This is a genomic window from Peribacillus muralis (assembly GCF_001439925.1).
GTDB classification, from domain to species: domain Bacteria; phylum Bacillota; class Bacilli; order Bacillales; family DSM-1321; genus Peribacillus; species Peribacillus muralis.
The window spans coordinates 378,609-391,521 of sequence record NZ_LMBV01000002.1 but is presented as its reverse complement, the minus strand read 5'-3'; the positions used below and the strand labels follow the sequence as shown (position 1 = coordinate 391,521).

Below are 12,913 nucleotides of genomic sequence, written 5' to 3'. Positions count from 1 at the left end.
GTCCATACAAATGAACCAGCATGCTACAGCGTATCGTTCTTTTTTGAGTCTTACTTCAAGAACCTGTGGAGTTCCTATTAACATATAAAACGGGTAAAGCAAATTGCAATACCCGTTCTATATATAAGGCTGTTTTGACATACTTTGTTGTCTCGCAATCTAAATCGTTTCGTTTTTTTACGAGAAGAGCCCAAAATAAGCCTAAAAAGTCTATTAAACTGGCGGATACCGGTTCGATGCCCATCTCCCTCGACCAGATGGATAGCTGGCCTATATGGTGAATCTCGTGAGCGATCAGATGGCGCAATATCCTGCCTTTTTCTTATGTTCCCTCCATCCAAGATGGCTGGATCATTCTAAGCTCATCACCAATTCCATGAGAGCTCAAATAGTCCATAACCTCAGAATGATAACGGATCGATAAATCTACCACTTTATCGATCGTATCATAAGCGTCCAAATCGATCGGGACATCAGGCTTTCCTTGTATGGCCCTGATCCAGCTGCATTCGACATCAATGATATGGACGAGTGTCCTCAATATAGTGTCCATCCCCCCTGTGCGTTGCCGATTCAGCTCCTCAATCGGCAAGGATTGGCACCACTTGAACCACTCACTTCGCACCTGCCAGTTATAATTGAAGAAAGTCAACATCCATCCTTGCCCCCTAACAATGCCTACATCCCTTTGTATTGATAATAGTCCTGACGTTCGATCGTTTTGAATCCGCAAGATTCATAGAGTCTTAAAGCGTGCTCATTAGTCGCCTCGACTTCGAGAAAAATATCATATCCGTGTTGCGATTGTTCGGTTACGACCTTTTTTAGTACCTTTTTGCCAATTCCTTTCCCCTGGAATTCCGGGAAAATGGAAAAACCATAAATCCACGCTTCCCCCCCTGAGTGATCAACACGGATTTTCCCAACTGCTCTGCCATCCTTTTCGATCATCATTGTTTTCAACGTGTTCTCGTAAAGGATGCGCTGATAATATTCCCTCGCTTCTTTTTCTGTAAATTGGAAACAATGAATATCCAGCTGAACCTCCGTTTCTTCATCCTCTCTCTGTGAAGGGCGAACGACGACATCCTCATAATCTACCAGGGGGGTCTCGGACCATTTCATTTGAAATTCAGAAAAAGCAAGTTTGCACGGCAGCTGCGATAAGAAATGTTTTCCAGAAGAAGATTGAGCAGGCGAATTCAAGATAAGCAACTTATCTTTCCGTTTCCTGGCGCTTTCTATCGCCTCTTGAGCCAATTTCGTGAAAATTCCTTGCCTCCTAAAATCAGGATGTACCATACCGCACATTTCCACTTTATTTCCAAAATCGTAAAGGCCAAGAAAGCCAACAAGTTTTGATTCATCATAATGAAGAAAATCATTCTTATTCACACCAGTTCGACTCCGAAGTGTCTCCCAGTTCAGCTTTAATGAGAAATCCTCCCGTTCACATTCGTGTTGTAGGATTCGAATATCTTCCAGCTGTTTTTCATTCAACATTCCCACCTCCCTTTTTCATATTATCAGTTTATTACCAAATAATAAGAAAAACAGCACCCCTTTATGGGATGCCGCAAGTTTTTGTAAATTTTCTGGGAATGTTGTTTTTTTAAAAGTATTTTCACTTTAATTCATAAAACTAAAATCGTACAAGAGGAGGATTTCATATCTAATTCCATGGACGGATGAATTATTGTAGTAAAATGATTCCAATTGAGGATTATTTTTTACCTATTTTGTGTTATATTCCAAATAATGGTTCAAGTTTTTTTATTTGACTATTTAAAGGAGGGATGTTGATATTCAATCGACCTATTTCTTTATACCCGAACTCCGGATCCCTTTATTGAATAGAATCCGAAATTCGGTGTTTATCACCTGGCACATACGTCCTGAGGTTATCGTTTTTTCGTTTTATGAGCGGACTTTTTTAAGTTCTCTACGTCCGTTGTCAGTTCTTTTAATTGTTTACCGAAGCGGAAGAGCAAAAACATAGAAACGACGAATGGATAGCCAAATTCGCTAACTAATGAAACCCACATAGTAGCATCCTCAATCATCATCCTCTTCACCCCTTTTCTTTGTATCTGCTATCTAAAGTGAAACTTTTTAAGAAAAATCAATCTAGCACTATTGATTCATGGATAAAAGAACAAATGTTCTTATATAATTGATTTATTCCCCTTGCCTATCACTTTAATATTTAAAGGAGGGATAACAATGATGAACCCATTAACTTCTCATTTTTTTTCTCATTCATTGGAGTTTTTACAGCAACAGTATTCAGCTTTCTTTGAACAACCGATCATTCAAGTATTTTTACAAAACCCAGAGCATATGAAGATTCTCACCGAGACGCTTGACTCCCCTTCTTCTCACAACATATGTCATCTCAACGAGACTTTCAAAATTTTCTATTACAGGGCTAAGGTATATAAATACATGTGCTCCTTGATTTATTTTTTCTCGGTTGATTTTGATAAAAGGGTACGGAAGCAGCGGGAACGCTATCGAATGGTACTTGATGCGACCCCGAGCGATGCTGTCGGTATGATCGATCGAGTCGGCAATTACGATGTTCAGCTAGAAAAAATGGGGGAAACGAATGATCTATCCTCACATATCAGTGATGAAGAGATGATAAAAGCCTTGGAAAAGTTAACGGCCAAACAAAATCTCGTACTGACCATGGTCTTTTCTTATGGACTATCCAACAAGGAAATTGCAGCCTATTTCCATGAGTCACCGCAGAATATTTCAAGCATCCGCAAACAAGCACTGATGAAACTCCGCAAGCACTATATGGATGAGGTATATAACAGAAAGGAGAAAAGCCATTGTGGATAAAAAACTGTCAAAAGAGGAATTGGTGGACCTTATCGATTCTTTGAATCCTAAAATAAAAAAATCATTAAAAAACACAAACTATCAAGACCGAAATGACTTGGAACAAGAGATAAAACTTAAAATCATTGAATCCTATGAAAAAATCGCCGCTATCGAGGCACCTAATTTCGAGGAATTCCTTGCCCAATTCTTGACTAAGCAAAAATAATGAAAAAGAACCAAGTCCAATTCAAGCTGGACCTGGTTCTTTTTTTCTGATCATTTTGACGGTTTCAATGTCAGCTTGTCACCTTTTGGCTCATTCATTACCGTTTTGTGATAAGTCCCTTCTGCCCAATCGTCAAGCTGATCGTCGTACCATTCGCTTTTGACGTTACCTGATTGGCCAGGACCAACGAGATGATAGCCTTGATTCATGTCCGCTAGATCGATGACGAACCTCCAGGAGCCGCCATGATTAACGGTTCCGTCATCTAAAAATGCCGCTGCCTGCACGGTGACGCTGCTGCCGCCGACCGGAACCCCGCCGCCGCTGTTAAACAAATAATTTAACGGGGTGACACTCGATAACGGGTGATTGAACCTTACCTGATGATAGTTCCCCCATTCCCAATCAGCCATATCATTCCCCTGTGTTTCTTCCAATTCCGTTAACGTCTGCTGTAGCGACTTGGCAAGCACCTGCTCCAGACCGCCGCCATCTACAATCCAAGGACCCGGCTTACCGTCCAATCCACGTCGCAGCAGTTCATCAACTGCCGAACGCCTGCCATTAAAGAGGTTAAGGGTTTCCTCAGGTATTTCCTCCTTAAGCAGAACATCCCCTATTTTTTTCATCCAAACATTAAAAATCAGCGGTGCCGCTTCATCTACCGAATCAATATGATTCCATTTCTTCAATATCCTTAACGCCTCTACTTCCTGTTTGCCCGATGAGCCCTTAAATACCTCCAGGAATTGAGGAACAAACTCCTTGGCTTGAAGATTCACTTGATCCATCTGCAATGTTTGCATATCGTATGCCGTCAGCTTTTTATTGGCTTTCAAAAACTCCTGTATCCGCATCTGACGGTATGGCTGGGCCCAGTTATTGCTGATGTGGTAAGGATAATCATCTGAGATGACTTTATTATTCGCCGTCGATATGAATCCTTCCTTCGGGTTGATCGTTTTTGGAAGTTCATCAAACGGGATATAGCCTGTCCATTCATATTCATCCGTCCAGCCCGGAACAGGCAGCATACTATCACCTTTTCTCCGGATCGGGATTTTCCCGTTTGCCTTATAGGCAATGGTCCCATCAATGGAGGCAAAGACGAAATTCTGTGCCGGCGTTTCGAATTTCAATAGAGCTTTTTCGAAATCGTTCCAGTTTCCCGCTTTATTCATATTCAATACCGCTTCAAGCTCTGCGGACGGATCAAGTGCCGTCCACCTTAATGCAAGCACAGTATCTTTCCCGCTTTTGCCGGCAAACTCGGAGATGACCGGTCCATGACGTGTGACCGTCACCTTATAATCAAGCGTCTTACCATCCTTCACCTTAATCGGCTCGTCCACGATTTCAGCTTTTTCCCATGTATCCTTGAAGGCGAATTCACTTTCGTTTTTCGGGTTTCTCTTCTCAATGAACAAATCCTGAACATCCGGACCCGTATTGGTCACTCCCCATGCGACCTTTTCATTATGACCGAGGATGATGCCCGGAATTCCGGCAAAAATCACCCCGCTCACATTGACTGTCGGAGCCTCCAAATGCATTTGATACCAAACCGACGGTGTAGCCAACCCTAGATGCGGATCATCCGTCAATAGCGGCTTACCGGAATCCGTTTTGCTGCCCGATACGACCCAATTATTGCTGCCATTGAATTCATATGGAATAACGGCCGATGCAAAGCTTTTCTCAATATCCAGTTCCTCCTTACCAATGATATAAGGAGCATTCTTTGGATAATCCGGAAATAAATCATACGCCTTTTCCTTAGGGAACGTTTGCAGCAAATACTGTCTGAACGCCTGGTCCTCCCAGTTCCCGCCTAAATCAAAAGCCATATATTTACCGATGGTCAGCGAATCCACAGGTGTCCACGGCTCGGGTTCATATCCGAGCAAAGTGAACTCGACCGGCCATTTTCCATTCTCCTTCAGTTCATCGATATACTGATTGACCCCCTCGGCAAACACATCCAACGCTTCTTTCCCTTCGGATGTATATTCCGCGTAGGAGGCTTCAGCCGCCCGTCTCAGCCCAAGGGTGCGAAAATACTTATCATTTTTGACAGTTTTCTCACCAATCACCTCGCTCAATCTTCCTGACGCCTGACGCCTGCTTAAATCCATTTGAAATAAACGGTCTTGCGCTTGAATATACCCCTGAGCTAAATACAAATCATGCTCATTCGCAGCCTGGATATGCGGGACCCCACTGGAATCCCGCACCACCGTAACCGGTTTCAAAAGACCCGGCAGCGAAATTTCCCCCTTCGTTTCCGGCAACGATCGTGATAGAAATACATTCGCTGCAATCAGGACAGACAGCAAAAGAAAAATCAGGATTCCACCACTCCATAGTGCTCGCCTCCTCCACTTTCGCTTCGGCCTTTGCTGAGGTACGGCAACTTCCATCGACTCAACTCCCTCTCCCCTTAAAAACTCTCTTTCTTTCCACTTAAATATTCCGCGCCTCCCTCCATCTTTCCTACCAACCTCCGACAATTTGAACAGTTTTCTTGAAATTATGGAATTTGGGCTGTATAACTCGTGAGGTTGGGGCGCTTACTCGTGAGGTTGGACTGTTTACTCGTGAATTGGGCGGTTTATTCGTGAGTTTGAGCGGTTTATTCGTGAATTGGGCGGTTTATTCGTGAGTTTGAGCGGTTTATTCGTGAATTTCGGTACTTTATTCGTGAGTTTGGCGACTTTATTCATGAATTTCGGTACTTTACTCGTGAATTGGGCGGTTACTCGTGAGTTTGAGCGGTTTACTCGTGAATTGGGCGGTTTATTCGTGAGTTTGGGCGGTTTATTCGTGAATTTCGGTACTTTATTCGTGAGTTTGGCGACTTTATTCGTGAATTTGGCCTGTTTACTCGTGAATTTGGCGGTTACTCGTGAATTTGGCGCTTACTCGTGAGTTTGAGCGGTTTACTCGTGAGTTTGAACGGTTTACTCGCGAATTTGGGCGGTTTATTCGTGAGTTTGAGCGGTTTATTCGTGAATTTCGGTACTTTATTCGTGAGTTTGGACTGTTTACTCGTGAATTCGGCGTTTACTCGTGAGTTTGGGCGGTTTACTCGCGAATTCGGCGCTTACTCGTGAGTTTGAGCGGTTTATTCGTGAATTCGGCGACTTTATTCGTGAATTTCGGTACTTTACTCGTGAATTGGGCGTTTACTCGTGAGTTTGAGCGGTTTACTCGTGAATTCGGGCGGTTTACTCGTGAATTCGGCGTTTACTCGTGAGTTTGAGCGGTTTACTCGTGAATTCGGCGTTTACTCGTGAATTTGAGCGGTTTACTCGTGAATTGGGCGGTTTACTCGTGAGTTTGAGCGGTTTATTCGTGAATTTCGGTACTTTATTCGTGAGTTTGGTCTGTTTATTCGTGAGTTTGAGCGGTTTATTCGTGAATTCGGCACTCTCATGATTCGGCCTTTTTCTTGTGGGTTGTATCTGCATTGGAGAAGCACCGATACGATGTATCGGTGCTTTAGTTTAGCTATTGGTCTGTATGTATTGAATGACTTGATTTACATCATCTGTATAAAGGAGGGACTTATCAAAGTCATGGGCCGCCTTTGTCTCTGCTTCCATGTAGTCCATCGGGGAGAGGAATCCGAAGAGTCTCTTCCATTTATTGTTTTTTTGGAGTAGCTTTCTTTCTTTTTTTATATCTTCTGGTATGAATTCATTGATGATGAAGCATGGGTCGGAATATACCGGGTGCTGAAAACGTTCATTTAGGCTTTGCAATTTTTCCCGGTCCCATTTCACCCGAATCAGATCCGATATGACCGATACATTTTGGATTGAGTCGCGGATGCGCTTTGATAACACATCATATTCTTCATCCTCCAGTCCGTGATCTGTCATGATTCCTATACAATACCATTTTTGATATGGTTCATCCAAATTCTCATTTTTCTTGGAAAACATTGTTCATCCACCTTTCTTTGATGCTCTAAAAAAAAGATACCCTAACTAGGATATCTCCATCATAGTGGCTGAAGGGCCAGACCTCTTTGCTTAAAGATAAATTCCATGGCCTGCGCAAATGATAGAAAGGCTTTTACGTGATTGGCAAAGTCTAGTTTGACAATCCGTTTCACCACATCGGGGGTGAAGCCGACGACCATCGTTTCCGTTCCCATCAACGACAGGGCCCCCACTAATTGCTCAAGCAGGAAAAGCATATTGCTCTCCTTCGTAAACGTAATCCCGGAGAAATCGATAATCAGGACTTCTGCGTGTAAATTGGCACATTTTTGCAGGAGCCTCGATTGCATCGATTCCATTCTCCAGTCATCAACGCGTCCGATCATCGGGAAGAGCAGCACGTCCTTTAATACGGTCTGAACGATTGGAGTCGCCAACTCCTCCATGACTTCTTGGTTTTCCTTTATTTTTTGCAGTGATTCATTTGCTACAGTGGCCATTTGTTTATAATGGTTGACATAGCTTATGCTGATACAGTGAATGTATTGGTCGAGGATTGAATCGATTATCGAACTTGCCTTCAGTAATATTTCAATGGAGTAGTACCTGTTGCTTACCTCTTCTTCAATGAAGCTCCAAAAAAGGTTACGGAGCAGTTGGGCTTCCTCAATGCATTTATCTAAAGTTATTCCCATATCCACGATGCGCTTTCCGATTATCATGCCGGTAGCTTTCATACTCGACATTGCTTGTTCCTTACCATGAATTAACGCATCAGCGTGAATTTGAATGAGCTGTGATCTTACTTGTTTACTCGTTTCAAGGTCATAGCGTGAATCCTCTTCGTCAAACAATTCAATATGCTCCACTAATATGTTTTTGAATTTTTCAATTTTTTCGCCGATCATTCTTAATTGTTCCATTTCGACCTCCCTTACAGGGCTTTTATCACATTTTAACAAATAATTAATGGTTTGTGATATAAAATCCTTCTATTACCAATATGATAAGAGACGTTTACCCCATTCACAAAAAGGGTATTATGTTATATGACTTGGAGGGATACGATGAAAAAGAATGAAAAAGACTTTGAATCTGAAAACATGAGCGATTTAGTCGAACTCATAAACAGTAAAAATAACAGCCGCAGGATTTTGGATGTACTACGGCGTAATAAAAAAGATAAAACGAAAAACAAAGATAAAAAATGAAAAACCCAGTCCACTTGGCTGGGTTTCAGTTTGTAGTATTTTCTGCATGAACATGAGATAAACGTCGTTCCTTTTCACTGCAGGCACTTAGCTTTCCAAGAGGCGGTCCGCCCTCGGCGCTTGCCTGCGGGGTCTCCCGTGACGCGCATTTCCCGCAGGAGTCTCGCACCCTCCGTTTTAACATTTGGATTGGCAACAGTTTAAGAAAGCTTTTTCGCGGAGCGTTGCATTCCACTTCACTCATAGCTGCTTCTAATCCACTAATAAATCAAATAGGTCTCGGAATAAAACCCAGTCCATTTGGCCTGGGTTTTCGTCTTATCTTTTTCTCCGAATTTCCTTCACATGGTTTCCTTCAGTAGTAATGTAGACCGTTTCACCGATTTTATAGTTTAAATAACGGTCACAATCTATTTCCAACGTTTCCCCATTGTTGAATTTCATTGCACAATTGGAGCCCTCTTCGGTTTCCGACACAGCAATGATTTCGTTCGTCTTAAAACCGACCGCCTTGCCATCGGAGAAATGGGGATAGTATTTTTCGACGATCTCCACTTTTGCCAATCTGCCCGGACTTGTTAAGTATACAATGAATAATATAATTAAAACGGCTAACAACCCAATGAGAATTACAGCTTTTCGTTTCACTCTATCTATTACCCTCTTCTCTAATCAATCTATTATTCTCTATCCTTTTTCACTAGATTATATTCAGCAGCCTGAAAATCATGTTATATTTTTGACCTTTTCAACCTTAATGACACAAAAAGCAGCAAGCACGATGAGGATGGATACCGCCGAGATGACCCCGACCCATCCGAACTTCATCAGAAATAAACCGCCTGATGCCCCCACTACACTGGACCCTGCATAGTAAAACAGCAGATATAAAGAGGATGCTTGTGCTTTTTCGTTTTTTTCGGCTAACCTTCCGATCCAGCTGCTGGCAATGGAGTGGGCTCCAAAAAAACCGAATGTAAACAGGGCCAGGCCGATTATTTTCAGCAGCAGTGGTGACACTAAGGTTAAGAGCGCCCCCAGCAGCATGATTGCGATTCCGGAAAGAAGGACGCCCTTCCGACCATATTGATCGGCGAGCCTCCCCATCCAGGTGGAACTGAATGTCCCGACCAGATAGATGATGAAAATGAAGCCGATTAATGTCTGTGATAAATTATAGGGCGGTCCCATTAATGGTATACCCACAAAATTATAAACGGTAACAAACGATCCCATCAATAGGAAAGCCATACTGAATAAGAGGACTAGCCTGCCATTCCTTAAGTTATTGATTAAGGAGGCTTTGATCCTCGACAATGACACTTTATTGTGACTGGCATGCTTGGAAGCGGGAAGCATCCGCCAGAAGAACAGGCTAATGAGCAAGCTTAGGGCTCCAAGGCTGCCAATTGCTATATTCCATGAGAAATGATCGGTCAGCACCCCGACAATCAGCCTGCCGGCCAATCCGCCGATGCTAGAGCCGCTCACATAAATCCCCATCACATAACCTAAGCTTTTCGGATGGAATTCTTCATTGATGTAGGCCATCGCAATTGCCGGGAAACCAGCGAGTACAGCACCTTGAATCGCCCGTATAGTGATCAGGATGTATAAGTCATCGTGGATGAAGCTCACGCATATCGATAATATGGCAGATAGCGAGAGCGCTGTCGCCATTATTTTTTTCCGATCGATATTTTCCGAGAAAAAGGAAACGAGCAATAAACAGATCGCCAGAGCCCCTGTCGCGAATGATAAGGACAGGCTTGCCATTGCAGGGGAGACGCCGAATTGTTTGGCGAACACCGGAATGACAGGCTGCGTACTATATAAATCGGCAAACGTTACAAAACTACCAAGAAATAAAGCCAAGATTGTCATCTTGAATGATTTTCCACCAGGCTCGATATAATTCACTTTCATTCAGACCCTTCACGATTAAACTTTCCCCCTATGTTAATACGAACGGCATCTGTTGTCTATTTTGCCGCATACAGCCTTCCGCTTCATGATAAAAAACCCTTCACTGCAAGGAGTGAAGGGTTTTTTCGTCGTATTGCGCTTAACCTCTTGCATACTCGCTCTTTTTTAGGAGCCAGTAAACGGGCATGCCGATAACGAGAATGATCAATGAGTACAGGGCATCAAGCGGAGTATCGATTAATGTGCTTACGACAATATATAGTGCACCAACAATCGCTACAATAGGAATGATTGGGTATAGCGGAACTTTATATGTTTTTGCATGCGGATCTCTTTTACGCAGGATGAAGACTGCAAAGAAAGCTAATCCATAAAAACAGAAAACGGAGAAAATCGCCATATTCGTAAGTTTGTCAGGGTTTGTCACAACCATCATGATGATGGAGATGATCACTTGTAATATCGTCGCATTGATAGGCGTCTTGAACCTTGGCGATATTTTCCCGATTTGCTTATGTCCAGGCATCATTTTATCGTTCGCCATCGCCAAGGTAATGCGCGGGAAGGTCAGGAGCTTCCCATTCAAGCAACCGAATATGGATATCAGAATTCCGATTGCAATCAATTTCCCGCCCAATTCACCAAATAGCATCGTTGCCGCAACATTCGCAGCATTCGTACCATGTTCGACGACACCGTCTGGCCCCAACACATGAAGCATGGCAAGGTTTACAGCCAAGTATGCGACCATGACCACAAGGATGCCCGTAATGATCGCGCGCGGTAACGTTTTTTGCGGGTTTTTCATCTCCCCTGCCATGAAGCCGACGTTCATCCAGCCATCATACGCCCAAAGGGTAGCCAAGATCGCTCCAGCCATACTGACTTTCATTGTACTTTCACTTGCTATATTGAATACTGGCATATCCCCTTGGATAATGCCGAAAACGGCGATGAAAATGATCGGAATCAGTTTGCCGACGGTCGATAATGTTTGGATGATACCGCCGTACTTCGTCCCGAGCAGATTCATGGCTGCCAAGAAAACGATCGTTATGATTCCAATCGCGAGCGTATAGTCAGAAGATATATTGAAAATTCCTGACAACAATAACCCGAAATATAAACTGAGGGCTCCCATGACAGCAGGGCCATACACCAATGTTTGCACCCAGCCGCAGAGGAATCCCCAAACTTTTCCGTACACTTCCTCAAGGTAAACATATAAGCCACCCGTTTTAGGAATGCGAGTGCTCACTTCTGCAATCGTCAAACCGCTTGCCAGGGTAATGAGACCGCCTATCAACCAAGCTAATAAGGCCATGGTTGAATTGCCGCTTAACTCAAGCACGTCTCCAGGTTTCATGAAAATACCAGAGCCGATAACCGTTCCAACTACTATAGATGTTCCAACCCAAAAGCCAATCGTTTTTTTCAACTGGTCATTCCCCATTTTGTCCTCCCCTTGTGTACACTTGTATTTTTATATACTAAAATTATATCATAGAAATTATTTAAGAATAGTTTATGGAATAGTATGAATTTTATATCAATACGATGAATACCTTGATATCACTACACCGAAAGCGTTTTTTCGTCAAAATATTTTTTTTGCTACCCGTGCTTATATCACATCTAAATCCGAATATTTTTTTACTTAAGAAAGAATAATGAGTTATTTTTGCAATAAAAACGAATTAAAAAACAACAAACCCTTAAATCATTCGTTAAGTATCATTTGAACACAAAAAAATCCACCCCTATCAAACAGGGTGGATCGCATTCTCTTTTCACGCTTAATTTCGTATTACCAAATAATGAATAATAAAATTACAGCCAAAACGATCCGATAGATGGCGAATGGAGTCAATTTCACTTTATTGATTAAAATCAAGAAAAAGCGAATACAGAATAAAGCAAAGATAAAAGCACTGATGAAGCCTGCGATGAAGAATGGCAGTACTTCAGGAGTGAAAGAGTCCCAATACTTGACGATTTTCAACAGACTGGCACCTGCCATGATCGGCACTGCCATGATGAACGTGAAATCGGAAGCGGCCCGATAGCTCATCCCTAATAGCACACCGCCTGAAATCGTCGATCCTGAACGGGAAAACCCTGGCCATAGTGATAGACATTGGATCAACCCGACTCCAAGTGCTTGTTTGTACGTAATTTGGTCAACCGTCTCGGCAGTCAGCTTTGGATGGAATTTATCCGCAGCGATCATCAAGAACGCACCAAGGAACAACCCGACGATGACTGTCTTTATCGTAAATAAGTTATCATCGATGTAATCTTCGAATAAAAGACCAAAAACGCCCGCCGGAAGCAATCCGACGAATACCTGCAATAGGTTAAGCTTTGCGCCGTTCCCAGCAGATGTGCCTTTCAGCTTCTTTAGACCGAGCAAGTCCATGAACCGCCCCCAGAAGAGCACGACCACGGCGAGTATCGATCCGAGCTGGATGACCACCTTGAAGGCGTTGGCCACTTCACTCCCAAAAAGTTCTTTTGAATTCAGCCATAAATCATCGACGATAATCATATGCCCTGTAGACGATACAGGCGCAAACTCAGTTAGTCCTTCTACAAGACCAAGGACAATTGCGACAAAAATTTCCCACATATTCATTTTATTCACCTCTTATTTCGAACACCTATTTATGGAAATACCATATGTATTGTACTCGTTGTTTAAAATATTGTCTAATAAACATTGCTGAAACATTTCAAGGGTAAGGGTATGATGGTTCTAACTAAGTTTAAAG

13 protein-coding genes and 1 pseudogene are annotated in these 12,913 nt (G+C 42.8%); 4 read left to right on the top strand and 10 right to left on the bottom strand.

Annotated features, from left to right (window positions below; genetic code table 11):
* Positions 1-211: 211 nt before the first annotated feature.
* The 3 genes and pseudogenes from ASU00_RS04245 to ASU00_RS24325 form a co-directional block, all read right to left on the bottom strand.
* Positions 212-655: pseudogene (locus tag ASU00_RS04245) on the bottom strand (DinB family protein); the annotation flags it as partial.
* A gap of 23 nt (positions 656-678) precedes the next feature.
* A complete protein-coding gene (locus ASU00_RS04240; protein WP_057912188.1) occupies positions 679-1,503 on the bottom strand; it encodes a GNAT family N-acetyltransferase in 825 nt (274 codons plus the stop codon).
* Between the two features lie 398 nt (positions 1,504-1,901).
* The gene (locus tag ASU00_RS24325; RefSeq protein WP_081088496.1) at positions 1,902-2,066 is read right to left on the bottom strand and encodes a YvrJ family protein; all 165 of its coding nucleotides are present in this window, start codon (positions 2,064-2,066) and stop codon (positions 1,902-1,904) included.
* A 157-nt stretch (positions 2,067-2,223) separates the two neighbouring features.
* On the opposite strand from ASU00_RS24325, the gene ASU00_RS04235 reads away from it, so the two are divergent.
* Positions 2,224-2,850, top strand: coding sequence for a sigma-70 family RNA polymerase sigma factor (locus ASU00_RS04235; RefSeq protein ID WP_057912187.1), 627 nt, complete (start codon positions 2,224-2,226; stop codon positions 2,848-2,850).
* Complete coding sequence (locus ASU00_RS04230; protein ID WP_057912186.1) at positions 2,843-3,058, top strand: hypothetical protein; 216 nt, start codon at positions 2,843-2,845, stop codon at positions 3,056-3,058. Before ASU00_RS04235 ends, ASU00_RS04230 begins: the two co-directional genes overlap by 8 nt.
* 50 nt (positions 3,059-3,108) lie before the next feature.
* Here the strand turns inward: ASU00_RS04230 and ASU00_RS04225 are convergent, their stop codons facing one another.
* On the bottom strand, positions 3,109-5,478 hold the full coding sequence (locus tag ASU00_RS04225; protein ID WP_057912185.1) for a penicillin acylase family protein: 2,370 nt from the start codon (positions 5,476-5,478) through the stop codon (positions 3,109-3,111).
* A gap of 238 nt (positions 5,479-5,716) precedes the next feature.
* On the opposite strand from ASU00_RS04225, the gene ASU00_RS04220 reads away from it, so the two are divergent.
* Entirely contained in the window at positions 5,717-5,986 is a 270-nt protein-coding gene (locus ASU00_RS04220; protein ID WP_057912184.1) for a hypothetical protein, read from the top strand.
* A 578-nt stretch (positions 5,987-6,564) separates the two neighbouring features.
* Here the strand turns inward: ASU00_RS04220 and ASU00_RS04215 are convergent.
* Together ASU00_RS04215 and ASU00_RS04210 are read right to left on the bottom strand one after the other, a co-directional pair.
* Positions 6,565-7,005 (bottom strand): hypothetical protein, encoded by a 441-nt coding sequence (locus tag ASU00_RS04215; protein ID WP_057912183.1) that lies wholly within the window; start codon positions 7,003-7,005, stop codon positions 6,565-6,567.
* 59 nt (positions 7,006-7,064) lie between these two features.
* Positions 7,065-7,928, bottom strand: a complete 864-nt coding sequence (locus ASU00_RS04210) for an STAS domain-containing protein (protein ID WP_057912182.1) — start codon at positions 7,926-7,928, stop codon at positions 7,065-7,067.
* Positions 7,929-8,072: 144 nt separating this feature from the next.
* Between ASU00_RS04210 and ASU00_RS25300 the strand changes: the two genes are divergently transcribed.
* Entirely contained in the window at positions 8,073-8,216 is a 144-nt protein-coding gene (locus ASU00_RS25300; protein WP_161809688.1) for a hypothetical protein, read from the top strand.
* 318 nt (positions 8,217-8,534) lie between these two features.
* On the opposite strand, the gene ASU00_RS04205 is transcribed toward ASU00_RS25300, so the two are convergent.
* The 4 genes from ASU00_RS04205 to ASU00_RS04190 form a co-directional block, all read right to left on the bottom strand.
* Entirely contained in the window at positions 8,535-8,864 is a 330-nt protein-coding gene (locus ASU00_RS04205) for a hypothetical protein (RefSeq protein WP_057912181.1), read from the bottom strand.
* A 78-nt stretch (positions 8,865-8,942) separates the two neighbouring features.
* Positions 8,943-10,142 carry an MFS transporter gene (locus ASU00_RS04200; RefSeq protein ID WP_330219517.1) on the bottom strand — a complete coding sequence of 400 codons (1,200 nt, stop codon included), beginning with the start codon at positions 10,140-10,142 and terminating at the stop codon, positions 8,943-8,945.
* Between the two features lie 139 nt (positions 10,143-10,281).
* On the bottom strand, positions 10,282-11,595 hold the full coding sequence (locus ASU00_RS04195; RefSeq protein ID WP_057912180.1) for an APC family permease: 1,314 nt from the start codon (positions 11,593-11,595) through the stop codon (positions 10,282-10,284).
* A 354-nt stretch (positions 11,596-11,949) separates the two neighbouring features.
* A complete protein-coding gene (locus ASU00_RS04190) occupies positions 11,950-12,777 on the bottom strand; it encodes an undecaprenyl-diphosphate phosphatase (RefSeq protein WP_330219516.1) in 828 nt (275 codons plus the stop codon).
* Positions 12,778-12,913 lie beyond the last annotated feature (136 nt).

Coding starts and splice junctions, on each gene's coding strand:
- ASU00_RS04200 (WP_330219517.1), bottom strand. CDS start 10,142: ATGAAAGTGAATTATATCGAGCCTGGTGGAAAATCATTCAAGATGACA.
- ASU00_RS04195 (WP_057912180.1), bottom strand. CDS start 11,595: ATGGGGAATGACCAGTTGAAAAAAACGATTGGCTTTTGGGTTGGAACA.
- ASU00_RS04215 (WP_057912183.1), bottom strand. CDS start 7,005: ATGTTTTCCAAGAAAAATGAGAATTTGGATGAACCATATCAAAAATGG.
- ASU00_RS04190 (WP_330219516.1), bottom strand. CDS start 12,777: ATGAATATGTGGGAAATTTTTGTCGCAATTGTCCTTGGTCTTGTAGAA.
- ASU00_RS25300 (WP_161809688.1), top strand. CDS start 8,073: ATGAAAAAGAATGAAAAAGACTTTGAATCTGAAAACATGAGCGATTTA.
- ASU00_RS04225 (WP_057912185.1), bottom strand. CDS start 5,478: ATGGAAGTTGCCGTACCTCAGCAAAGGCCGAAGCGAAAGTGGAGGAGG.
- ASU00_RS04210 (WP_057912182.1), bottom strand. CDS start 7,928: ATGGAACAATTAAGAATGATCGGCGAAAAAATTGAAAAATTCAAAAAC.
- ASU00_RS24325 (WP_081088496.1), bottom strand. CDS start 2,066: ATGATGATTGAGGATGCTACTATGTGGGTTTCATTAGTTAGCGAATTT.
- ASU00_RS04235 (WP_057912187.1), top strand. CDS start 2,224: ATGATGAACCCATTAACTTCTCATTTTTTTTCTCATTCATTGGAGTTT.
- ASU00_RS04240 (WP_057912188.1), bottom strand. CDS start 1,503: ATGTTGAATGAAAAACAGCTGGAAGATATTCGAATCCTACAACACGAA.